This window comes from Nocardia sp. NPDC051756 (assembly GCF_040681495.1).
In the GTDB taxonomy this organism is placed as follows: Bacteria; Actinomycetota; Actinomycetes; order Mycobacteriales; family Mycobacteriaceae; genus Nocardia.
In genome coordinates this window covers 1-22,936 of record NZ_JBFAYV010000014.1, presented here as the reverse complement: position 1 = coordinate 22,936, position 22,936 = coordinate 1, and the positions used below count along the sequence as shown (strand labels likewise).

Here is a 22,936-nt window from a genome sequence, read left to right as displayed (position 1 = left end):
GCGACCGGAGTGTCTATCGACCCGCGGTGGCACCGCCGTCCAGGACGAATTCCGATCCGGTGGAGAACGTAGCCTCGGTGACGAGGAAACGGACCATCGCGGCAACCTCTTCCGGATCACCGAAACGCGGCAATGGCTCTGTGGCTGCCGTGGATTCGTCGAGCCCGGCCGTCATCGGCGTGTGGATCGGACCGGGATGCACCGAGCAGACGCGGATGTCGTCGGGTCCAAGTTCGATCGCCGCGGCCTTGGTCAGGCCACGCAGGCCCCACTTGCTCGCGACATAGCCGCCGATGCCGGCGTAGCCGATCAAGCCGGCGGTCGAGGACATGTTGACGATCACCCCGCCGCCGCTGGCCCGCAGGTGCGGCACGGCCATGTGCATGCCGAGCCAGGCGCCGTACAGGTTGACCTCGACGACATGGCGGAACATGGCGGGCTGTTCGTCTTCGATGCTGCCGTAATCGAGAATGCCCGCGTTGTTGACCAGGATCGCCAACGGCCCGAAGGTCGCCTCGGTCTGGTCGATGAGGTCGCGCCAATTCTGCTTGTCGGTGACGTCGTGCCGCTGGAACATGGCATTCGGCCCCAGTGAGCGAGCCAGTTCCGTGCCCTCCGGCTCGAGCAGATCGGCGATGACGACCGCGATGTTCTCCTTCACCAGCGCGCGCACGATGGCGGCGCCGATTCCGCGCGCGCCGCCGGTGACGATGGCGCTGCGCCCACTGAAACTGTTCACTGTGACAACCTCCGGAGATGGGGATTCGTGTCACTCGAGCGTGGCCTAGATCGGTGCCCGGCGAGCCTGGCGAAAGACCTCAGTGCGCAGGACTATCCGACTCTGTGTCGAGTATTCGATCGGCAGGAAGGCGTTATCGGACAGCCTGAACGGTGACCGGGCGTTCGGCGACCGGTGTGCTGCCGCGTTCGGCGCGCAGTTTGATGCCGAGCAGCATCTTGCGTTCCATTATCCAGCTCCCCGGTTCCATGATGAGCCGGGTGAACATCCTGGCCGGCGAAGCGGATTCGGGCAGCGCGATGCGGTTTCGGCTGACCAGACGCGTGCCTTCGTCGCTCGGGTAGAGCCCGAACGCCCACACCCAGTGTCCGTCCGTGGACGCGAACACCAACGCCTGCTCGGGTTCGATGATGGCCGCCCGCATTCGCGGTCCATTCTCGCCGAGGGCGAAAGTATCACCGACAGAAAGGGTTTGGAACTGCGGCAGGATCTCGTCGGCGCTGTGCATGTTCAGTCCGAGCAGATTCTCGATCCAGTCGTAGGTGTAGGCGCCGCCCCGGCCCGGTCCCAGTTGGACCAGCCACGGCCAGATCGCGGCCGGGCTCGCGGCGATCGTGATCGCCCTGGTGGCAACGATGTCCGGGTCGGCGAGCAATTCGTCGCCCGGCATCGTGCGCGCGACCTCGTCGGTGCGCGCGCCCCAGGTGAGGCACTTGCGGCGGAGGAGCACCTGGTAGCCCAAGGCCAACCCGGCCAGGTATGTCGCGGTGCCGACCGCGATCGCTGTCATGGTTCTCATCACTACATCCCGGTGGGTTCGGCCAAGAGCATGCGGTGCGCCTCCTGCGCGGCGAATGCTGTTCGGGTGCTGTCGGGTTCGATGTCCGGCCGGAATTCCAATCCCCGCGCGAGTACGCTGACCGCGTCGGAGAGGACCTGCAGCCGGTCGGCCAGATTCGTCAGCCGGTCCTCCACCGTCTCTTCGTCGTTCGGTCCCGGCGAGGCACCGAGCAGGATGCGATTCAGCGCGGCGGGTAGCCGGGCGAACAGATGTTCCAGCAGGCCGGGAGAGCACAGCTCGCGGAACGCGTCGGTGACGATCCACAGCAGGCCGACCGCCTCGTCATCGGTAACGCCTGCCGCGCCGGCGAATTCGGCGAGCATGGCGTTCACGTCGGACGACTTCGGCGTGCGGCCGGGCACCCATCCCTCGAAGAACGCGCCGCGCAACAGGTCGGGAAGCTGTGCGGCCAGGTGCGCCGCGGCGTGCGGTTCGAGGCGATCACGCACGGTGTGCAACCAAGCGCGAGTGGCTCGGTAGGCGAAGACTCGGTCATCGGTGGCCATCGCGTCCGCGACGTGGCGCAGCCAGACGTTGGCGGAGTGGAGTGCGGGGGCGAAGGGATCTCGGGTGTGCGGCATGGTGGGGTCCTCGGTCATTCCTGGTGGGTGACCAGGACGGGGCAATGGGCATGCTGGACAAGGAAATTGCTGGTCGAACCGAGGAGCAGGCCGGTGAACGCGCCGTGTCCGCGGGTGCCGACCACGATCAGTTGCGCTGTGCCGGACAGGTCCATCAACGGCCGGATCGGCCCGCCCGGATGGAGTTGCCGGGTGACCCGAACGTCCGGGTACTTCTCCTGCCAGCCGGCCAGGCGCTCGGCCAGCAGGGCGTCCTCGGCGTTCTCCAGGTCGCCTTCGGTGGCGCCGAGGTCGGGCCTCCCCGCGAATCCGTCGAGATTCCAGTCGATCCAGGCGTGCACGGCGATCAGCTCGGTTCCGCGCTCGGCGGCCTCGGCGAACGCCGCCGCGATCGCGGCGCCGCCGCCGACGCTTGTGTCGGCGCCGACCACGACCGGCCCGGTGCGCCTGACCGGCGTTTCGCCATCGGTGCCGCGGACCACGAGGACGGGTCCATGGCCGTGGCTCGTGACAGCCAGCAGGGTCGAACCCAGATGTGCGAAGGAACCCGCGTTGCCGGTTACACCGAGCGCCACCAGATACGCCGTGCGCGACGCCTGGATCAGCAGTTGGGCCGGTCCCTCTTCCGAAATCTCGGTGCTGACAACGAGTTCCGGGTCGATCTCCAGTGCGAGTCGGCGGGCGTCGGTCACGATCTTGTGTCCGCGCTGGTGGATGGTTTCGATGATCGGACCGGTGAGCACGTCGTGCCGGGCGAGCTTCGCGCGGGCGGCGGCGAGGTCGAGGCCGTGCACGATGAGTAGTTGCCGGCGGCGGTGCAAGGCCGTAGCCGCGGCCCAGCGCACGGCGAGATCGGAGCCATCCGAGCCGTCGACGCCGACGACGATGACCGCCGACGCCAGGCGGTGTGGATCACTGGTCTGTGGGGTGTTCATTTCGGTCTTCCTCCGGACACAGGGGTCGATGGTCGGGCGCGATCGAAGAGGGTCATTGCGGCGCGGTGCGGGACACCATCACTTTGAGCGCCCCGGTCTCGCCGGCGCGGGCGAAAACGTCATAGGCGGTAGGGAATTCGCTCATCGCGTAGCGGTGAGTGATCATCGGCGCCGGGTCGAGCCTGCCGCTGCGGATCAGTTGGATGAGGGTGGGGGTGGAGTTGGTATCGACCAGGCCGGTGGTGATGGTCAGGTCGCGGATCCAGATCCGTTCCAGATGCAGGGTGGCCGGGGCGCCGTGTACGCCGATATTGGCGACGTGGCCGCCGGGGCGGACGAGATCGACTGCTAGCTCGAAGGTTTCGGGCACGCCGACGGCTTCCATCACGACATCGGCGCCGAGGTCGTCGGTGAGTTGCGCGATGCGCGCGCCGATGTCATCGCGGCGGCTGTTGAGCGTGATGTCCGCGCCGAACTTGCTCGCGGCCGCGAGCCGGCTGTCGACCATGTCCACGACCACGATGTGACCGGGGCTGTACAGCTGCGCGGTCATGACCGCGGCCAGGCCGATCGGTCCCGCACCGATGATGACGACGACATCCCCTGGCCGGACCCTGCCGTTGAGCACACCGACCTCATGGCTGGTCGGCAGGATATCGGCGAGCATCAGCATCTGTTCGTCGCTGATGCCGTCGGGAATCGGGTGGGTGGACAGGTCGGCGAAGGGCACCCGCACCGATTCGGCCTGCGTGCCGTCGATCAGGTGGCCGAGAATCCAGCCGCCGCCACCGCGGCACTGACCGTAGCGTCCCTCCTTGCAGAATCGGCACGCACCGCAGGCCGAGATACACGAGATCAGTACGCGGTCACCGACTTCGCGGGTGCGCACGCCGGGGCCGACCGCGGTTATCGTGCCCACCGCTTCGTGACCGAGGATGCGGCCCGGTGTGACCTCGGGGACGTCGCCTTTCAGGATGTGCAGGTCGGTTCCGCAGATCGTCACGGCGTCGACCCGGACGATCGCATCGGTGCTGTGCTGGATCTCGGGGTCGGGCACCTGCTCCCAGCTGGGTTGGCCGGGTCCGCGGAAAGTCATGGCGTACATGGGTTCTCCTCGATTGTGGCGGGTCAGTTCGCCGGACGGGCGATGATGACCGGGCAGTCGGCGCCGTGCAGCACGGCCTGACCGACCGACCCGAGGGTCATCCCCGGGAATCCGCCGTGCCCGTGGCTGCCGACCACGAGCAGCTGGGCGAGCTCGGCCGTGCCGAGCAGGCACTTGGCCGGACGGGCCTCGGTGACGAGCCGGGACACCTGGACATCGGGATATTTCTCCTGATAGCCGGCGATGCTCTCGGCCAGCAGCGTCTCGCCCTCCTTCTGCATGTCGGCGCGCGAGATATAGCGGTTGAATTCCGACCAGGCCAGTACCGCGAGCAGGGGAGCGCCGCGGTGGGACGCTTCGTCGAAAGCGATGTCGAGCGCGAGTTCCCCGCCGACCGAGCCGTCGACGCCGACCACCACCGGACCGTGGGCGCCCACCGATGTTCGCTCGTCCGCCTCGGGGATCACCGCGACCGGGCACCTCGCGTGCCTGGCCAACGACGTGCTCACCGAACCGAGCAGACCGCGGCGGAGCGCGCCGTAGCCATGGGTGCCGACAACGAGCAGGCGCGCGTTCACCGATCGATCGCGGAGCACCGGAATCGGCGGCGCGTCGACGACGAAGGTGCTGATGTCGAGGTCGCCGATCGGCGCGGCGGCGGCCACCGCGGATTCGCGGGCCTTGGCCAGGATGAGCTCACCGGACTGCCGGTAGGTCTCGTAGTCGAATTGTGGAAAGGCGAGGCCGGGACCGAAGTCCATCGGCGCGGCGATCGCGTACACGATGTGTAGCGGTGCGCCGTGGCGCGCCGCTGCGCAGGCGGCCCAGCGGACCGCCTCGGTGGCGGTCGCGGAACCGTCGGTGCCGACGAGAACGGGCGGGTTGATCGGGTTGGCGGACATCTTGATGCCTTTCTGCGAGTAGACGATCGGCTGCGACGGGTCAGTCCGCGTGGACGACCAGCACCGGGCAATGCGCGCGCTGGACCAGCGCATTGCTGGTCGAGCCGAGCAGCAGGCCGCGGAATCCGCCACGACCACGGCTGCCGACGACGAGCAACTGCGCGGCCTTCGACCACTCGATCAAGTAGTGGCGTGGTCCGGACAGGTACACCTCGTGGGTCACCTCGACCTCCGGGTACTTCTCCTGCCAGCCGGCCAGCTGCTCGGCCAGCACCGCCTGCGCCCGCTCCCGGATAGCGGGATCGCTGATGTCGCCCGCGAACTTGTCGAAGTACAGGTCGCTCCAGACGTGCACCGCGACCAGATGGGCGTTGCGGTTGCTCGCTTCGGCAAAGGCGGCGCCGATGGCGGCCTCGCTGACCGAACTGCCGTCGACGCCGACCACAACGGGACCGGCGCTGCTGGTCGACCGCTCGGTGCCGCGGACGACGACGATGGACCCGTGGCCGTGGCTGGTCACCGCGAGCAGGGTGGAGCCGAGATGGCGGATGGTTCCGCCTTCGCCGGACGCGCCGATCGCGACGAGGTTCGCCGATTTCGAGTGCTCGATCAGCAGCCGTGCCGGATTGTCTTCGGAGACTTCGGTTTCCACGGTCAGCGTGGGGTCGACGGTCAAGGCGAGCGTGCGCGCGGCATCGACTCGCTCCGCGCCTTGGTGGCGGATCGCGTCGATGACGGCGGGGACCATCAGGTCGTAGGTGCCCGTAACAGCTTGGGTCGCCGCGAAATTCAGGCCGTTGACGATACGCAGCCGGCGATGGCGGCTGGTCGCCGTCGCCGCGGCCCAGCGGACGGCGAGGTCCGCGGCCGCGGAGCCGTCTACGCCGACGACCACTGCGGCCGTGGCGATTTCGTGTGTGTCGTCGTTGTTGTGCGTAGCCATTGTCCTGGTGCCCTTCGGGTCTGCGGTTCCGGTATCTGTACGTTAGGAATTCGGTGCGGTCCGGCACGCCTGTCGTTGGTCACGAACTCGGGGGCCCAACGGCCGCAATGAGAGACGGGGAGTTCAGTGCAGGTGCGCGATGCGGTCCTGCTCGACGTGGGCGAGTCGTTCGGCCCAGGCCCGCGCCCTGGCCGGCTCGCCCTCGCTGAGCGGCCCGGTCATTCCGTCGACCAGGAAGTCCATCGGCTCGTCGGCGAGCTGGTAACCCAAGCGCCGCAACCGTTTTCCCGCGCTGTGGGCGGCGGATCCGGGCAGCCACGGCGGCTTGGCGACCTTGGTGCCGAACGCCGCGGCCCGGCAACCCGCGGGCACGGGCAACGCGGCGTCGAGCCATTCCCGAATACCGATGTCGACCACGACCGGTGCGTCGGTGCGCCCGGCCGCGTCGAGTCGGGTGCGCTGCCTGCTCAACCCGAACGCATGGGTCGGGCCGCCGACCACCAGCAGATCACAGGACGCTGCCGGCACGTTCGCGGCGGCGGCGATGTTCAGCACCTCCACCGGGCCGTACGCGCGCAACGCCTCCGCGATCGCCGCGGCGATGGCCGCGGTGTTGCCGAACATGGACTCGTAGACGATTCGTGACCGCATCTCGAACTCCTTCACCTGCGGAAACTGTTCAACTCGACGCTATGACCGGGACGCGGCCGCGCACAGTGCCGAACCGCCGCTTACCGAAGGACCTTCGGCCACCATCGGCCCGGCGAGTCAGGGCCGGTCGCGCCACAGCCCCGCGCTGAGCGCGAGGACTACCAGGCCGAGGGCGATGCAGACCGGTTGCAGCCAGCTGAGTTCGCGGATCACCGCCACCTGCACCGCGATCCAGCCGATCAGCGCGGTGCCGGCCGTCATCCCGGCGATCGGTGTTCGTTCGTCGTTTCGCGCCGCCAGCGCGCCCGCGATCGTCATCGGCAGCCCGACGATCACGGCCAGCATGACCGCGCCGAACACCGGACTGTGAAACGGAATTCGGGCATCGATGGTGGCCCCGAGGCGGATCACCCCGGTGCTCAGCCCGAGGGCGCCGGCGAAAGCCCAGGTCGCGACGACACCGGCGATCAGGCCGAGCACGGCTTGACGTGTGCCGATTCTTCGTACATACGTGGTGAGTGCCATTCTCACACTGTTTCCTGCTCAGGTGTGGATGCGGCAGGGCCTGACGTCCCAGGTCCTCGGGCCGTAAGTCGTGATCGGTGACTTTCGGCCGTCTCGCCGAACGGCGGCGCGCACCATGCTGGAACAGTGCTGACGCGTTTCCTGCCGGGTCTCCGGCAATTCGAGGGTTACCAGCGGGCCTGGCTCCGGTCCGACGTGGTCGCCGGGGTCACGGTGGCCGCGTACCTGGTTCCGCAGGTGATGGCGTATGCGACCGTCGCGGGATTGCCGCCGGTGGCCGGGCTGTGGGCCGTCATCGGCCCGCTGGCGGTGTACACGCTGCTGGCCACCTCGCGGCAGCTGTCGGTGGGACCCGAATCCACCACCGCGTTGCTCACCGCGGTCGCGCTGGCGCCGCTCGCGCTCGGCGATCCCGCCCGCTATGCCGCGCTCGCGGCGGTGCTCGCGCTGCTGGTCGGCGGGTTGTGCCTGGCGGCAGCGGTGGCCAGGCTGGGGGTGCTCGCAGACCTGCTGTCCAAACCGGTGCTGATCGGCTATCTCGCGGGCACCGCGGGCATGATGATCGCCGGTCAGCTCGGACGGGTTACCGGGATCCCGGTAACCGGGGAGACCTTGTTCGAGCAACTGCGTTCGTTCGCGGAGCACTCGGCGCAATGGCATCGGCCGACCAGCGTGCTCGCCGCGGCGGTGCTGTGCGGCCTGCTGCTGGCGGCCTGGCGGGCGCCGCGCGTGCCGGGGCCGCTGGTGGCGGTGCTGCTCGCCACCGGCGTGGTCGCGGTATTCTCGTTGCAGCGCTTAGGTATTCGAGTTATCGGTGCGGTGCCCGCGGGCCTTCCGGTACCCGGTGTGTCCGGGGTGTCGGCCGCCGACATCGGGACGCTGATCCTGCCCGCGGTGGGCATCGCCGTCGTCGGGTTCTCCGACAATGCGCTCACCGCAAGGGCTTTCGCCGCACGGCACGGCGCGCAGGTCGACACGAACATCGAGCTGGCGGGATTAGGCGCGACCAACGTGGCAGCCGGGCTGATGCACGGATTCCCCGTGAGCTGTAGCGGCAGCCGGACGACGATCGCGGACGTCATGGGCGCGCGCACGCAGCTGTATTCGGTTGTCGCACTGGGCGGTGTGCTCGCGGTGCTGTTCGGTGCGCGCGGCGTCCTTGCCGCGTTCCCGACGGCCGCGCTCGGCGCGTTGGTGATCTACGCCGCGCTGCGGCTGATCGATGTGACGGAGTTCCGGCGGATCGCCCGATTCCGGCGCAGCGAGCTGATCCTGGCCCTCGGCACTGTGGTTGCGGTGCTCGCGCTCGGCGTGCTGTACGGCGTGCTGGTGGCGATCGCCCTGTCGATCTTCGATCTGCTGCGGCGGATCGCCCGTGGCCACGACGCGATTCTCGGGTTCGTGCCGGGGCTGGCGGGCATGCACGACATCGACGACTATCCGGATGCGAAACCCATTGCCGGACTAGTGATCTACCGTTACGACGCACCGCTGTGCTTCGCCAACGCCGAAGACTTCCACCGCCGGGCGCTGGCGGCCGTCCGGTCCTGGAACGAGCAGGCTGGGGAGCCGGTGCGCTGGTTCGTGCTCAACGCCGAGGCCAACGTCGAAGTGGATCTGACCGCCCTCGACGCCGTCGAGCAGCTGCGCGCGGACCTGGCCGAGCAAGGCGTCGTCTTCGCGATGGCGCGGGTGAAACAGGATCTGCGTCATGATCTCGACGCGTTCGGGCTCACGGCCGCGATCGGGGTGCATCACCTGTATCCGACGTTGCCCACCGCCGTCGCGGCGTTCCAGGCGGACCGGAATCCGGGGCCACACGGCCCGCCCACCGGGTGACCTTCTTCTCTGCCGCCGCACGCGGCCGAGCGGGATGCTCGAAGTCGACAGCGGATGCTGCCGAAACGAGGTGAATGGCGATGCCGGAGAACGTGATCATTCCCATCCACGGATGGTGGACCCGCGTGCTTCGCTGGTGGTCGATTCAACCGTGGAGCCCTAATCCGTTGTTGCGCAATTCGGATCGGCTCGAAGCGATGTTGCGCATCCTCGCGGCGGTCGCCGTGCTGGTGGCGGTGCCTGTCGCGGGTGCGCTCGGTACAGCCGCCTATACCGAGGACGCGGCGCAGATCCGCGCCGAGAATGCGACAAAGCACAGCGTCACAGCGGTGCTCACCGAGGAGCCCGCGAAGTCGGCAGCGCATGAGTATCGGGCGCGCGTGCGATGGGACGACAGCGGTCGTCCTGGCACCGAAGTCGTGGCTATGCGCCGCGGCCTGCAAGCCGGCGATCACGTCGCGGTGTGGCTCGGGCCCGACGGTGCGCCGACGACAGAACCGCGGCCGCCGGCGGCGGCCGCGATGACGGGCATCGGTGTCGGTGTCGTCGTGCTGGTCGGCACCTGGCTCACCGCCTGGTGCCTGGTGCGCGGCAGCGGATGGCTGCTCGACCGGCGTCGGGACGCCCGATGGGCACACGAGTGGCGGCAGCTCAGCCGTCCGATCAGAGAGGAACGGCAATGATGTACTGGCACGAGGACGGCGCCCAATGGTGGATGTTCGTGCTCCTGATTCTGGTCGCCGTCCCGTTGTGGATCACCGCGGCCGTCGCGATCCTCTCGTTCGATCGACCCGGCCGCGCGCCGGCGCAACCGCAGCGAGCACAACCCCGGTTGTCGCCGGAGGCGCTGCTCGCCGAGCTGTTCGCCAGCGGCGAGGTGGATGAGACCGAATACCGGCACCGCCTGACCGTTCTGCGGCCGACGTCGGTGAAACCCGTTGGCACTCAACACTGATTTCGATATCCGAGCAGGAAGGCGTCCCCATGTCCGTCGAAAGCTTCGCGCAGGCACCACAACTCGACCCGCAGATCCTCGCCGCCGTAGATGGCTCCGTGAGCTCTTACCAGGCTGTGGCCTGGGCCGCGGTCGAAGCCGGACTGCACCACTGCCGACTGCACCTACTGACCTCGATGGGAATCGATACCGGCTACGGACCCGGCATGGCGCTGGGCACGGCCGATCTGGACTGGCTGCGCAAGGACAGCGAGCGAACCTTGGCCGAGGCCACCCGGATCGCGCGCACCGCGGCGCCCGGTGACGATCCGCGGATCAGCACCGAGGTGTCGGCCGAACCGATCATTCCGACGCTGATCGAACGGTCCGCGCACGCGCGGATGCTGGTCGTCGGCAGCCGCGGGATGGGTGCGTTCCGGCGCGGCATGCTCGGCTCGGTCAGCACCGCCACGACCCACCACGCGCATTGCCCGGTCGCGGTGATCCACGGCGACTCGGCCATCGACGCGGTGTCGGCGACCCGGCCGATCCTGGTCGGCGTCGACGGCACCGGCAACAGCGTCGCGGCCCTCGACCTCGCCTTCGAGGAAGCGTCGCGGCGCAAGGTCGGCCTGACCGCGTTGCACGCGTGGAGCGACGTCAGCGGACTCGACGTGCCCGTCGCCGGTTGGGACGGGGCGGAGGAGTCCGCGCAGGCGACCCTGGCCGAAGCCCTCGCCGGTCACGCCGAGCGCTACCCGGACGTCCCGGTACGCCGAATCGTGGTGGCCAACCGGCCGGTTCGTTCGCTACTCGACGAATCCGCCAACGCCCAACTGGTCGTCGTCGGCAGTCACGGGCGCGGCGGGTTCCAGAGCATGGTGCTCGGCTCGACCAGCAATGCCCTGCTGCATTCGGTCGAGGTACCGATGATCGTCGTGCGCGAGCGCCGGTAAGTACCGCCGGCCATCATGACTGTCGTCATGGCTACCTCTGTCGCGATATCGCGAGATAGTGCTCGGCGGTCGTGCCTCGGGCCGATAAATGGTTGCGGCGCGCTGGATTTCGAGGCGGGCGTTGGCCGGTCACCGAGGGCGGCCGGCCCGGCGGTGAAACCTGGATCGGAATGACCGGCCTTGCGTCGAGAACAGGTCGTGATCGAGGTACCGGCGCGGTTATGGCTGCGCGGTGAGGTGATGTCTCGGTGACGGTGCAATGAACAGGGGATTGTTATTCGAGACGAGGGTTGGGGCGGTGGTGTGGAGCCGGGCAGACTGCGGGTATCGGGTGATCGGTTGCTGAGTGGAGGTTTGATGACTTCGCGTGTGCTGATGTCGCGGCGGAGCTTGCTCGGGCTCGGGGCTGGTGTCATGGCCGCGTGGGCGGTCGGCGGTCGTGCGGTCGCCGAGGAGGTGGGGCAGGCGCGGTTCGAGTTGAGTGCGGCGTCGAGTGAGGTGCTGTGGCGTAAGGCGTTGTATGACGAAACCGTGCTGCAATCCTTCGCTTTCGACAACGTGAACAGTCACATCTACGCCGTCCAGGTGCGGAACGGGGCAGATTCGGGGGCTGCGGGCGATTTGTGTCTGACGAAGTTGTCGACGGCGGGTGTGGTGCTGGGGCATATGTATTTGCTGGGTTTCGGGCATGGGGTGCAGATCGGGGTGGAGCCGGTCGGGACCTCGGCGTATCTGTGGACCGAGACCGACGCGGTGCGCGTGGACGGAAGTGCGCGAGGCAGCAGGATCGCTCGATTCGAGTTCGCCGACGGGCGGACGCTGACGGCCTCGTCGGGGGAGTCGCAGAAATACACCCTGGTGCCCGGGGCGACGAATACCACGTGTGCGCTCGACCCGTCGACCAATCGGTTGGTTATGCGCTACGCGCAGGCCAGTGGGTTCCGGTATGCCGTATTCGATCTGAAAGACGTCGAGGCCGGCGGTACGACGCGGCTGTACGACATCGCCACACCGGACGGTCTGGGCACCTTTCAGGGATACTCCGCCTTCGGCAATTACCTCTATCTGCTGACCGGAAACGCCTATGGCGACGGTAATCCCGCACCGGGCAATACGTTCATCACCTGCGTGGATCTGCGGACGGGAGCGCAGGTGCAGCGGGAGCTGACCCAGGCGGGAAAGTCGCTGGATTATCGCGAGCCGGAGGGAATGGCCATCCAGATCGTCGCGGGGCGGCCGCGACTGTGCTTCGGCTTCGCCTCCGGCGTCGAAAAGGCGCGCCTGGCAAGCATCTTCTGCAAATCCGAGCTGGTGTGATCTTCGCCGTATCGGGCGAATTTACGGTTAACTGTTTTCCCGGTCGCCGGACGGGTATGTCACCGCCAGGCAGATGCGTCTGCGGCAGTGGAGTATTCGGCGAGCGAACGGAGGGTAACGGTGAACGCTGTTACGTGGAGTCCGACGCGCGGGGACCACTTGGAGTTCGATCTCGACGCAGTGGGCTTGGGGGAGGTCCGGGCGGCGGCGCGGCGATTGCTGGCGGGTTGTTCCGGCGTGGTGATCGAGGATGCGGTGCAGGTATGCGACGAATTGGCCTGCAACGCCCTGCGTCATGCCCACCCGGCCCGCGCCTGCCGGCTGCTACTGATCGACGCCGCGCGGTTCCGGGTGGAAGTCGACGACGCCTCACCCGTGCGCCCGCGAATCCGGCGGCCCGACCGCACGGGTGGGCGGGGGCTGATCCTGGTCGAGCAACTGGCCGCGTGCTGGGGCGTCGATCCGCGCGGCACCGGAAAGACCATGTGGGCCGAGCTGGGAACCGGCGCCTGCGGTTGACGGGGGGTCGAGGTCGGTGAGCGCGCGTTCGGTGTTGTTGCCCAGGAACGACTTCACCGGGTCGAGCAGGATCAGGCCGGGCCGGTGGGCTGAGTTCGCCACGGCGGCAAGGCTGTGCGCGAGGGCGCCTGTGGGTTCGGTTGCGGTGGCGAAGAGTTGGGCGACCTGGTCCAGGAAACCGGTGTTGTCGCCGAGGTTCTGCAATGTGCAGCCGGCCATATCGAGGAATTGCAGGCTCGGCGCGAAGGCGAGATAGCCTGCGGCGGCGAAGCTTGCGGCGAGGGCGGCCACGTTGTCGTTGGTGCGGGCGAAACCGTGTTGCAGCCAGATAAGTCCGCGCGGGTCCGCAGCGGGCAGATATCAGCTTGCGTTCTGGTGCAGTGTGGTTGCGGCACAGGGATGTCGATCGTGGACGGAATCCCCGCGGGTTCGCCGGCCGTGGCCGTCGCGGCGGTGAGGGTGAGGGCGGTGCAGAGGGTGGCGGCCGCGAAGGCGGTGCGGGCGATGTTCATCGTGACTCCGGCGACTGGGCTCGCTGTTTCGTTCAGCGAAATAGCTTTGTTCCTCATTGGCGCCCAGCGCGGGGCTCTTGTCGGCCGATCGCCGAAGATGCGGCTCGGGCGCGTCATGCATCGAATCTGCATCGTTACTGCGCTACGCTGGGGACGCATCCGATGCGAGGAGGCTCGGCGATGGCTGGCTACGGGCGGTGGCGCGCGGACGAGGATCCGGACGAGCCGCTGGCCGACTACACCGTCGGGATGGCGGCCCGCACGCTGGGGATTCCGGTAGCGACCCTGCGGAGCTGGAATCGGCGCTACGGTCTCGGGCCGTCGCAGCATCGTCCCGGACGGCATCGGCACTACTCGCAGACCGACCTGGCGGTCGCGGCGCGGATGGTCGATCTGGTGCGGGCGGGCGTGAGTCCGGCCAGTGCCGCCGCCACGGTCCGCGCGATGGCCGGATCGGCGCCGGTGCTCGGCGACGTCGCGGCGGTGCTCGGCGCGGCGCAGCGCCTCGAGGCCGCCGAGCTGCTCGGCGTGATCGGCGCTCATATCACCTACCACGGTGTCGTGGCGACCTGGAATCGGTTGTGCCGCCCGGCCTTTGCCGAGATCGTCGACCGACAGGACGTAGGCGGCGGATTGATCGATGTCGAGCACCTGCTGTCCTGGGCGGTGGCCACCGCCCTGCATCGGGTCGTGCCGCCGTTGCGCACCAGGGCGGGCAGGTCGCCGATCGTGCTCGCCTGCACCGCGGGGGAGAACCATGTGCTCCCGCTGGAGGTGCTGCGGGGCGCGCTGGCCGAGCTCGGCCTGCCCGCGCTGCTGCTCGGCGCGTCGGTGCCGGGTACTGCGCTGGCCGACGCGCTGGCCAAGCATGAACGCAGGCCGATCGTGGTGTTGTGGTCCCAGTCGGATGAGACGGCAGTACTGCCCGGCGAACCACGGCGGAGTTGGTCGCGGGTCGTGCTGGCCGGGCCGGGATGGGGGAGCAGCGAGTGGCCACAGGGTGTGGTCCGGGTGCGCACGCTCGAGGAAGCGATTCAAACGCTGCAACAGGCGGTCATCGCGAATCTGCCCTGATGGCGTGGGCTAACCGGCCGTACGGCTGGGCATATGGTTAAGTTTCTGAAATAGTTTGCGCGAAGCGGCTGTCGAAATCACTCGAAGGTGTGCATCGCTTTTGCATCGTTTGAGGTAGCATCGGTCGTAGGCGCGGGCCGCCCTCGCGAGGCGGTCGACCGACGTGGCTGGACCGGCATCGGGGCGGCAAGGCGAACGATCAGCGGAGGAATCTCGGCATGGCTCGATATCTCCTGGCGGCGAGTCCGATACCTGGGCATGTGACGCCCATGCTCGCCGTGGCGGCCGATTTGCAGCGGCGCGGCCATCAGGTGCGCTTGCTCACCGGCGCTCGATTCCGGGAAAGTGCTGTAGCACAAGGTATTCCGTTTTCCGCGCTCGCGACCGACGCGGCCGTCACGCGGGCGGAGTCGCCGCGCTCCGGGGCACCCGGGATGGTCCGTCGATGGCGTACCGGTCGCGCGGAACTGCGCACCGGCTTCCTGGACCCGATCGCCGGCCAGTTCCGTGCGCTGACGGCCGAGTTGGCCCGCACGGAATTCGACGCCGTGTTCGTCGACGTGATGTTCACCGGCGCCGTCCCGCTGCTGCTGGCCGGAACGCCGCGGCCGCCGGTGCTCGCCTGCGGCGTCGTTCCGTTGATGCTGTCCAGCGCGGACACCCCGCCGTTCGGCATGGCCTGGCACCCGCGAGCGGGCCGCGATTACACGGCGATGCACGACGTCGTGCGGCACGTGTTGTTCCGTGGTGGTCAGCGCCGGCTGGACGCGATCCTGCGCGAACTCGGCCTCGGTCCCGCGCCGTGTTCTCCGCTCGATTGGCCGGTGCTCGCCGACCGGCTGTTGCAGTTCACCGTGCCCGAGTTCGAATACCCGCGGCGGGATCTGCCGTCGTCGGTGGTGTTCACCGGGCCCATTCCGATCGATCGCGCCGGCGCGCGGCTGCCGAGTTGGTGGAACGAGCTGTCCACGGCGCGGACGGTCGTCCATGTGACCCAGGGAACCTGGGACAACGGCGATCTCGACCAGCTGATCCGCCCCACGCTGGCGGCGTTGCGCGGGCGATCCGAGCTGGCGGTGGTGGCGTGCACGGGTGGTTCCGCGGCCGCGCTCGGGCCGATCCCCGCCAACGCCTACGTCACCGATTTCGTGCCCTACGCCGACCTGTTGCCCCGGGTCGACGTGATGATCACCAACGGCGGCTACGGCGGTGTGCAACAGGCGCTGCGCCACGGCGTGCCGCTGATCGTCGCCGGGGACACCGCCGACAAGCCGGAGATCGCGGCGCGCGTCGCCTACACCGGCGCGGGCATCGACCTGGGCACCGCGCGGCCCGGCCCGGCCGCGTTGGCCGCGGCGGTGGACCAGGTGTCGAGCAATGGCGAATTCCGCAGCGCGGCAGCAGGGTTGGCGAAGAGCATGACGAAAGTGTCACCGTTCGAAGTGATTTCGGGCGTCCTGGCGGATCTCGACCCGCGGGCCGGCCTGGCCGAGGCGCCGGTCGCAGGAAACGGAGAATCTCGTTGAGCACAGTGTCTTACGGTCCCGCGCGAACTCCGCTCGACTCGTCCCCGCCCGGCCTGGCCGCCGGGTTCGCCGAGTGGCAGGCCGAACTTCGGTCGCAGGTGCTCGATGAGCTCACCGCGTTCCTGCGCCGGGTGCGCGTCGCCGAGCTGGGCGCCGCCGGGGTGGACGAGGTGCTGGCCCAGTACGTCATCGGCGGCAAGTGCCTGCGCTCGAGTTTCATGTACCTGGGCTGGCTGTGCGCCGCGGAGCCGGACCCCGCGGCCGTGCGGGCGTCGGCTGCCCTGGAGTTGCTGCACGCGTTCGCCTTGCTCCAGGACGACGTGATGGACGACGCGATCCTGCGCCGCGGATCCGACGCGGCGCACCTGCGCCTGTCCGCCCGGCACCGGCAGCGTGGCCGGCCCGGTTCGCCGACGCGGTTCGGCGCGTCGGCGGCGACCCTGCTCGGCGATATGTGCCTGGTGTGGGCCGAGCAGATGCTGCGCGAAAGCGGCGTCGGCGCAACGGCGTTGGCGCGACTGTGGCCGCGGTACGACGCGATGCGCATCGAGTTGGCGGTCGGTCAGTTCGCGGACCTGTCCAACGACGTGCGGGAGCGCCCGGCCCTGGACGCGGTGCTCGGCATCGCGCGGGCGAAGTCGGGCAACTACACCGTCCGGCGCCCGCTCGAACTCGGCGCGGCGCTGGCCGGCGGCGCCGAACGCACGCTGAACGCCCTCGGCCACTACGGATCCCGGATCGGCGAGGCCTTCCAGCTGCGTGACGACCTGCTCGGCGTCTTCGGCGCGGCCTCGGTCACCGGAAAACCGCAGGACAGCGATCTCGGACAGCACAAGGCCACCAGCGTGGTGGTCGTCGCACTGGACCTCGCCGACGCCGCCACGCGCCGCGAGCTGACCCGGCTGCTGGACCGGCCGGAGCTGGACGCCGCGACCATCGCCCGCGGTCGCGCGCTGATCGCCGACTCGGGGGCGCCCGAACGCATCGAGGCGATGATCGCCGACCGGGTCCGCGATGCCCTGGGCGCGCTGCGCGACGGTGCGCTCGGCCGGGATCAACGGGCCGCCCTGGAACAGATGGCGCTGCTGTGCACCGCACGGCAGCTGTGACGAGAGGAAGACCATGCGCACGGTGACGGGACGCAGTGACCACGTCGTGGTGGTGGGGGCGGGACTGGCCGGTCTGTCCACCGCCCTGCACCTGGCGGGCCGAGGCCGGGAGGTGACGGTGGTCGAACGAGACGCGGTGCCCGGCGGGCGGATGGGCCGGCTCGACGTGGGTGGCTACCGCATCGATACCGGTCCGACCGTGCTGACCATGCCGGAGTTGATCGATGAGGTCTTCGCCGCGGTCGGCGAGCGGACGAGTGACCGCTTGGACCTGGTCCCGGTCGATCCCGCTTACCACGCGATCTTCGCCGACGGACGCACCCTCGACGTGCACCGCGACGAGGCCGAAATGGTGCGCGCCATCGGCGAATTCGCCGGGCCGGAGCAGGCCGCGGGCTATCGCGGGCTGCGCGCGTGGCTGACCCGGCTGTACGCGGCCGAGTTCGATCGGTTCATCGGCTCGAACTTCGAGTCACCGCTGTCGATGCTGAACCCGGCACTGGCCAGGCTGGCCGCGCTCGGTGGATTCCGCCGCTGGGACGCCAAGGTCGGCGAGTTCATCACCGACCCGGATCTGCGGCGCGTCTTCACCTTTCAGTCGCTGTACGCCGGCGTCGCCCCGGACCGGGCGCTGGCCGCCTACGCGGTGATCGCCTACATGGACACCATGTCGGGCGTCTATTTTCCACGCGGCGGCATGCGGGCGGTCCCGGACGCCCTGGCCGCGGCAGCGGAGGCCGCCGGTGTGCGGTTTCGTTACGGCGCGACCGTGACCCAGTTGGCGCGGACCGGCGGCCGGGTGGTCGCGGTGCAGACCGACAAGGAGCGGATCGACTGTGACGCAGTGGTATTGACCACCGAGCGGCACCGGTCCTACGAGCTGCTGGGGCACCGCTCGCGTCGTCCGCTGGCGGTCCGCGCCGCGCCGTCGGCTGTCGTGGTGCACGTCGGATGCGCGCAGGCCCCGCGAATACCGCACCACTGCTTGCTGTTCGGCGCGGCGTGGCACAGCGCCTTCCGCGACATCATCGAGGACGGCCGGGTCATGTCCGATCCCTCGTTGCTGGTGACCCGGCCGACCGCTGGTGACCCCACGCTGGCGCCGCCGGGACGCGATCTGCTCTACATCTTGGCCCCGGTGCCCAATCTCGAGCAGAGCGACATCGATTGGGCGAGTGCGGGAACCGACTACGCGCAACAGATTCTCGAACTCGCGCAGCGCCGCCTCGGCGGGCAACTGCGCGACTGCGAGGTGCTGCGCGTGGTCACCCCGGCCGACTGGGCGAGCCAGGACATGCTGGCCGGCAGCCCGTTCGCGCTGGCGCACACCTTCGCCCAGACCGGTCCGTTCCGGCCCGCCAACCTGATTCGCGGGATCGACAACGTGGTGCTGGCCGGCGGTTCGACGGTGCCGGGCGTCGGTATTCCGCCGGTGCTGATCTCCGGACGTCTCGCCGCCGACCGGGTCACCGGGGCACGGACCGGGAACGACCCCGCGCGCACAGCGGGCGTCCTGACGGATCGGCGGTCGCGATGACGCGCGCCGAGCTGGACGCGGCAGGCATCACCGATCCACTGCTGCGCGAGTCCTATGCCTGTTGCCGCGCGCTCAACGCCGCCCACGGCAAGACCTTCTTCCTCGCCACCAGGCTGCTCGCGCCGGACCAGCGCCCGGCCGTGCACGCGCTCTACGGCTTCGCCCGGCGCGCCGACGACATCCTGGACGAGTTCGACCCCACGCTCACCCCGGCTGATCGGGCGGCCCGATTACATTCGCTCGCAAAGCAATTCGCGGCTGCCGACGCGGCCGGGGACCCGGTCCTGGCCGCGGTGCTGCACACCGCGCAGACCTATCGGATACCCCAGCACCTGTTCGACGCGTTTCTCGCGTCGATGCGCATGGATCTGTCGGTCACCGACTATCCGGACCGGGCCGCACTGGATCGCTACATCTACGGCTCGGCGGAGGCGATCGGGCTGCAACTGCTGCCGGTGCTCGGCACCATCGAGTCGGTGGCGGCGGCCGCGCCGTACGCGGCCGCGCTCGGAAAAGCCTTCCAGCTGACCAACTTTCTGCGCGACGTCGACGAGGATCTCGCCCGCGATCGGGTCTATCTGCCCGCGGACGAACTCGCCGCGCACGGCGTGGACCGGCAGCTGCTGCTCTGGTGCCGCCGGCATCGCCGAGTGGACCCGCGGGTGCGTCGCGCACTGGCCGAACAGCACGAAATCACCAGGGACATCTACGCTTACGCGCGCGGCGGGCTCGAACTGCTGGCCCCGCGCTCGCGCCCCTGCGTGGCGACGGCGTCGGTGTTGTACGGCGAGATCCTCGATCGCATCGAGGCCGCCGACTTCGAGGTGTTCGGCCGCCGCGCCAGGGTCGGCACCGGGCGACGGATCCGGGTCGGCGCAACGGGTTTGTTGCGCGCCTGGCGGGCCCGCCGGGCGGGCGCCCCGCCCGCACCGCAGGCCGGGACGGATATCCCGTTGCCGCCGTTCGACATCGCCACCTCGCGCGAGCACGGCTGAGGAGCGCACATGGATCGCTGGCACTATCTGCTCGCGCTGGTCTTCTGCCTGGCGCTGACGGCGCCGCTGGAGTTGATCGGCCCCGGGGTCTACCGGCGGCCGCGGTTGCTGCTCGGCGCGCTGTGGCCGGCCGCCGCACTGTTCGTGGTCTGGGACCTGGTGGCGATCGCCACCCACGTGTGGGGCTTCGATCTGCGCTATACCGTCGGGCTGCTGTTGCCGGGCGGCATGCCGTTGGAGGAGCTGCTGTTCTTCTTCGTGGTCCCGGTGTGCGGACTGCTCACCTTCGGCGCGGTCGAAACGTTGCTCGGTGCCGGGCGCAGCCGGCTCGGCCATTCGAGAAAGGTGTCCGGGCAATGAGTTCCATCGGCGTCGGCTACACGTTGCCCGCGGTCGCCGCGGTGGTCCTGGTGTGCGCGACCGAGCGGATGGTGTTGCACACGGGGCTGTTTCGTCGGCCGGCCTATTGGCTGACGATGCTGATCGTGCTGGGCTTCCAGATCCTGGTGGACGGATGGCTCACCATGTCCGCCGCGGCGGTCGTCCTGTACAACCCCGATCACATTCTCGGGCTGCGGTTTCCGTGGAACATCCCGGTCGAGGACTTCTTGTTCGGCTTCGCCCTGGTGACCGCGGTCCTGCTCGGCTGGGAACGTACCCGGCAGCGCCAGGCGGGTGATCGGCGATGAGCACGGTGACCGACGGCTACGGCCGTGATCGCCGGCGCGTGCGTTATCCGGGCGCGCCGGGACACCTGGATCTGGGCCGGGATGCCATCGCGCCGCGGGTGGTGGTGGTCGGCGCCGGGATCGCGGGCCTTTCGGCGGCAACGGGTTTGGCCGAACGCGGCTGTCAGGTGGAGGTCGTCGAACGCGAGCGGTATCTGGGCGGGCGCGTCGGCGGTTGGACCGAACGGCTCGCCGACGGCACCGCGGTGGGCATGAACCGCGGCTTCCACGCGTTCTTCGCGCAGTATTACAACCTGCGAAAACTACTGGGCCGCAGCGACCCTCAGCTGGGGCAGCTGCGCAGGCTGACGGATTACCCCCTGGTCGACGCGCACGGCCGCCGCGATACCTTCCGCGGGCTACCGCGCACACCACCCTGGAACGCGCTGGCCTTCGCGCTGCGCAGTCCCACCTTCCGGGTCCGTGACCTGGTCCGGATGGACGCGCGGGCCGCGTCTCCGCTGGCCGCGGTGTCGGTTCCGGACATCTACACCCAGCTCGATCATCTCGACGCGCAAACGTTCTTGCGCCGGATCAACTTTCCGGAGGCGGCCCGGCATCTGGCGTTCGAGGTGTTCTCCCGCAGCTTCTTCATCGAGCCGGCGCGCATGTCCGCCGCCGAGCTGGCGGCCATGTTCCACATCTACTTCCTCGGCTCCAGCGAAGGGCTGATCTTCGATGTGGCGCAGGACAATTTCGATGTCGGCCTGTGGCAGCCGCTCGCGGACTACCTGACCGCGCCCCGCACCCGCGGGCGGCCGGGCACCGTTCGATTCCATACCGGCGTGGCCGTCGAGCGGATCGACGCCGAGGCGGCCGGATACCGGTTGACCGACGACACCGGCGCGTCCCTGACCGCCGACGCGGTCGTGCTCGCCGCCGACCCCGCGGGCCTGCGCCGCATCGTCGCGGTGTCACCGACGCTCGGCGACGCCGAATGGCGTTCGCGGATAGCCGGATCGGCGAACGCACCGGCATTCGCGGTGCTGCGGTTGTGGCTGGATCGCCCGGTGAACGCCGACCGGCCGGGTTTCCTCGGCACCGGCAATCTGGATCCGCTGGACAACATCAGCGTTGTGGATCGCTACGAACGGCAGGCCGCGGACTGGGCCGCCGAAACCGGCGGCAGCGTCGTCGAACTGCACGCCTACGCGGTCGCCGAGACGACGCCGGGTCCGGGGCAACGCGCGGAGTTACGCCGCAGGCTGCTGGCCCGGCTGCACACGCTCTACCCCGAGACCGCCCACGCGGGCATCGTGGGCGAGCGCACGCTGTGGCGGCAGGACTGCCCGCGGTTCGCGCCCGGCGACTTCGCCGCCCGGCCCACCGTGGTCACCCCCGATCCGCGGTTGGTCCTCGCCGGTGACGGCATCCGCGTCGATCTGCCGGTCGCGCTGATGGAGCGCGCCGCGACCACCGGCTGGCTTGCGGCCAATGCGCTACTGCGCCAATGGAATGCGGCCGGACACACCTTGCACACCGTCCCCGCCCAGGGGCGCTCGGCCCTGCTGCGCGCCTTGGCGACTCGCGAAAGGCAAACCCGGTGAGCCCTGGCCCGTCATTCGGCAACTGGCCGAAAAGTATTCCGCTGCGGCGATTTTCGCCGGAGCAGTGGTCGCGACAGCGGCCGACGTACGCGGACGCCGATCCCGGCCTGATCGCGGCGGCGACGCGCTGGTCGCAGCAGCGTCCGTCGGGCAACTGGTACGCGATCGCGGCGAGCGGCGCGATTCGCGGCGACCGTCCGTTCGCGACCACGATCGGCGGCCGCGAGATGGTCGCCTGGCGGGACGAATCCGGCGTCCTGCACGCCGGTCCCGGGGCGTGCCCGCACCTTGGCGCCCCGCTGGCCTCGGCGCAGATCGAGGACAACGCGCTGATCTGCCGATGGCACGGCCTGCGGGTCGGCCCCGACGACGGCGCCGCGCGCTGGTGTCCCTATCCCACGCACGACGACGGCGTGCTGGCCTGGCTGCGGCTGGATGCGCTCGGCGGCGAAACACCCACCGACGCACCGATACTCGGTCCACGACCGGCCGACACCGCGGTGCACGCGGTGACCCGGCTGGTCGGGGTGTGCGAGCCGCGCGACATCATCGCCAATCGGCTCGATCCGTGGCACGGCTCCTGGTTTCATCCGTATTCGTTCGCGCGGCTGGAGGTGACCGGCACCCCGCCACGGGACGGGATCACCGAGGAGAATCACCGGTTCTCGCTGGCGGTGACCTTCCGGGTGAGCCGGGGCCTGGGGGTGCCGGTCGAGGCTGAGTTCAGTTGCCCGGATCCACGCACCATCGTGATGCGGATCGTGGCCGGCGAGGGGGTGGGCAGCGTGGTCGAAACCCACGCCACGCCACTGGGTCCCGGCCCGGACGGCCGGGCGCGCACGGCGGTGGTCGAGGCGGTCATCGCCAGTTCCGAACGGCCGGGGTTCCGATACGCGCGGCGGGCGCTGCCGCTGTTGCGGCCGTTGATGAATCACGCCGCGACGCGGTTGTGGCGTGACGATCTGGCCTACGCCGAACGCCGATACCGGCTACGCACCCACCAGATCTGAGCGGTGGGGGGGGGGGGGGTGGGGCCCCCCCCCCCCCCCCCCCCCGGAACCAACGCCGACAACCACCCCGCCAGGGCCGGGACGGGCAGGCGCATCCGAAGCCCCCACCCC

24 protein-coding genes are annotated in these 22,936 nt (G+C 69.4%); 15 read left to right on the top strand and 9 right to left on the bottom strand.

Going from position 1 to position 22,936, the window contains the following annotated elements:
* Positions 1-13: 13 nt before the first annotated feature.
* From AB0M22_RS40620 to AB0M22_RS40580, 9 genes are all read right to left on the bottom strand, one after another.
* The gene (locus AB0M22_RS40620) at positions 14-739 is read right to left on the bottom strand and encodes an SDR family oxidoreductase (protein ID WP_364738315.1); all 726 of its coding nucleotides are present in this window, start codon (positions 737-739) and stop codon (positions 14-16) included.
* Between the two features lie 133 nt (positions 740-872).
* Positions 873-1,538, bottom strand: coding sequence for an SRPBCC family protein (locus AB0M22_RS40615; RefSeq protein ID WP_364738313.1), 666 nt, complete (start codon positions 1,536-1,538; stop codon positions 873-875).
* Positions 1,539-1,540: 2 nt separating this feature from the next.
* A complete protein-coding gene (locus AB0M22_RS40610; protein WP_364738311.1) occupies positions 1,541-2,179 on the bottom strand; it encodes a DUF2267 domain-containing protein in 639 nt (212 codons plus the stop codon).
* Complete coding sequence (locus AB0M22_RS40605; RefSeq protein WP_364738308.1) at positions 2,176-3,096, bottom strand: universal stress protein; 921 nt, start codon at positions 3,094-3,096, stop codon at positions 2,176-2,178. Before AB0M22_RS40605 ends, AB0M22_RS40610 begins: the two co-directional genes overlap by 4 nt.
* A 52-nt stretch (positions 3,097-3,148) precedes the next feature.
* On the bottom strand, positions 3,149-4,201 hold the full coding sequence (locus AB0M22_RS40600; protein WP_364738306.1) for a zinc-dependent alcohol dehydrogenase family protein: 1,053 nt from the start codon (positions 4,199-4,201) through the stop codon (positions 3,149-3,151).
* A 23-nt stretch (positions 4,202-4,224) separates the two neighbouring features.
* Complete coding sequence (locus AB0M22_RS40595) at positions 4,225-5,103, bottom strand: universal stress protein (RefSeq protein ID WP_364738304.1); 879 nt, start codon at positions 5,101-5,103, stop codon at positions 4,225-4,227.
* Positions 5,104-5,143: 40 nt separating this feature from the next.
* Positions 5,144-6,046, bottom strand: coding sequence for a universal stress protein (locus AB0M22_RS40590; protein WP_364738302.1), 903 nt, complete (start codon positions 6,044-6,046; stop codon positions 5,144-5,146).
* A 123-nt stretch (positions 6,047-6,169) separates the two neighbouring features.
* The gene (locus AB0M22_RS40585) at positions 6,170-6,697 is read right to left on the bottom strand and encodes a hypothetical protein (RefSeq protein ID WP_364738300.1); all 528 of its coding nucleotides are present in this window, start codon (positions 6,695-6,697) and stop codon (positions 6,170-6,172) included.
* Positions 6,698-6,814: 117 nt separating this feature from the next.
* A complete protein-coding gene (locus tag AB0M22_RS40580) occupies positions 6,815-7,222 on the bottom strand; it encodes a hypothetical protein (protein ID WP_364738298.1) in 408 nt (135 codons plus the stop codon).
* A gap of 126 nt (positions 7,223-7,348) precedes the next feature.
* Between AB0M22_RS40580 and sulP the strand changes: the two genes are divergently transcribed.
* From sulP to AB0M22_RS40505, 15 genes are all read left to right on the top strand, one after another.
* Entirely contained in the window at positions 7,349-9,061 is a 1,713-nt protein-coding gene (sulP, locus tag AB0M22_RS40575; RefSeq protein WP_364738296.1) for a sulfate permease, read from the top strand.
* 80 nt (positions 9,062-9,141) lie between these two features.
* Complete coding sequence (locus AB0M22_RS40570) at positions 9,142-9,744, top strand: hypothetical protein (protein WP_364738294.1); 603 nt, start codon at positions 9,142-9,144, stop codon at positions 9,742-9,744.
* The gene (locus AB0M22_RS40565; RefSeq protein WP_364738292.1) at positions 9,741-10,016 is read left to right on the top strand and encodes a hypothetical protein; all 276 of its coding nucleotides are present in this window, start codon (positions 9,741-9,743) and stop codon (positions 10,014-10,016) included. Before AB0M22_RS40570 ends, AB0M22_RS40565 begins: the two co-directional genes overlap by 4 nt.
* Before the next feature lie 29 nt (positions 10,017-10,045).
* Positions 10,046-10,951, top strand: a complete 906-nt coding sequence (locus AB0M22_RS40560; protein ID WP_364738290.1) for a universal stress protein — start codon at positions 10,046-10,048, stop codon at positions 10,949-10,951.
* Positions 10,952-11,308: 357 nt separating this feature from the next.
* Complete coding sequence (locus AB0M22_RS40555; protein WP_364738288.1) at positions 11,309-12,268, top strand: hypothetical protein; 960 nt, start codon at positions 11,309-11,311, stop codon at positions 12,266-12,268.
* 87 nt (positions 12,269-12,355) lie between these two features.
* A complete protein-coding gene (locus AB0M22_RS40550) occupies positions 12,356-12,787 on the top strand; it encodes an ATP-binding protein (RefSeq protein ID WP_364738286.1) in 432 nt (143 codons plus the stop codon).
* A 692-nt stretch (positions 12,788-13,479) separates the two neighbouring features.
* Positions 13,480-14,373, top strand: a complete 894-nt coding sequence (locus AB0M22_RS40545) for a MerR family transcriptional regulator (RefSeq protein ID WP_364738284.1) — start codon at positions 13,480-13,482, stop codon at positions 14,371-14,373.
* A gap of 218 nt (positions 14,374-14,591) precedes the next feature.
* Complete coding sequence (locus AB0M22_RS40540) at positions 14,592-15,899, top strand: nucleotide disphospho-sugar-binding domain-containing protein (RefSeq protein WP_364738282.1); 1,308 nt, start codon at positions 14,592-14,594, stop codon at positions 15,897-15,899.
* Between the two features lie 5 nt (positions 15,900-15,904).
* Positions 15,905-17,008, top strand: a complete 1,104-nt coding sequence (locus tag AB0M22_RS40535) for a polyprenyl synthetase family protein (RefSeq protein WP_364738551.1) — start codon at positions 15,905-15,907, stop codon at positions 17,006-17,008.
* A 13-nt stretch (positions 17,009-17,021) separates the two neighbouring features.
* A complete protein-coding gene (gene crtI / locus AB0M22_RS40530; RefSeq protein ID WP_364738280.1) occupies positions 17,022-18,545 on the top strand; it encodes a phytoene desaturase family protein in 1,524 nt (507 codons plus the stop codon).
* Positions 18,542-19,540, top strand: coding sequence for a phytoene/squalene synthase family protein (locus AB0M22_RS40525; RefSeq protein ID WP_364738279.1), 999 nt, complete (start codon positions 18,542-18,544; stop codon positions 19,538-19,540). The genes crtI and AB0M22_RS40525 overlap by 4 nt, the downstream gene beginning before the upstream one ends.
* 9 nt (positions 19,541-19,549) lie before the next feature.
* A complete protein-coding gene (locus tag AB0M22_RS40520; protein ID WP_364738278.1) occupies positions 19,550-19,900 on the top strand; it encodes a lycopene cyclase domain-containing protein in 351 nt (116 codons plus the stop codon).
* On the top strand, positions 19,897-20,229 hold the full coding sequence (locus tag AB0M22_RS40515) for a lycopene cyclase domain-containing protein (protein ID WP_364738276.1): 333 nt from the start codon (positions 19,897-19,899) through the stop codon (positions 20,227-20,229). Before AB0M22_RS40520 ends, AB0M22_RS40515 begins: the two co-directional genes overlap by 4 nt.
* Positions 20,226-21,815 (top strand): FAD-dependent oxidoreductase, encoded by a 1,590-nt coding sequence (locus AB0M22_RS40510; RefSeq protein WP_364738274.1) that lies wholly within the window; start codon positions 20,226-20,228, stop codon positions 21,813-21,815. The genes AB0M22_RS40515 and AB0M22_RS40510 overlap by 4 nt, the downstream gene beginning before the upstream one ends.
* Entirely contained in the window at positions 21,812-22,825 is a 1,014-nt protein-coding gene (locus AB0M22_RS40505) for a DUF5914 domain-containing protein (RefSeq protein ID WP_364738272.1), read from the top strand. The genes AB0M22_RS40510 and AB0M22_RS40505 overlap by 4 nt, the downstream gene beginning before the upstream one ends.
* Positions 22,826-22,936: the final 111 nt, after the last annotated feature.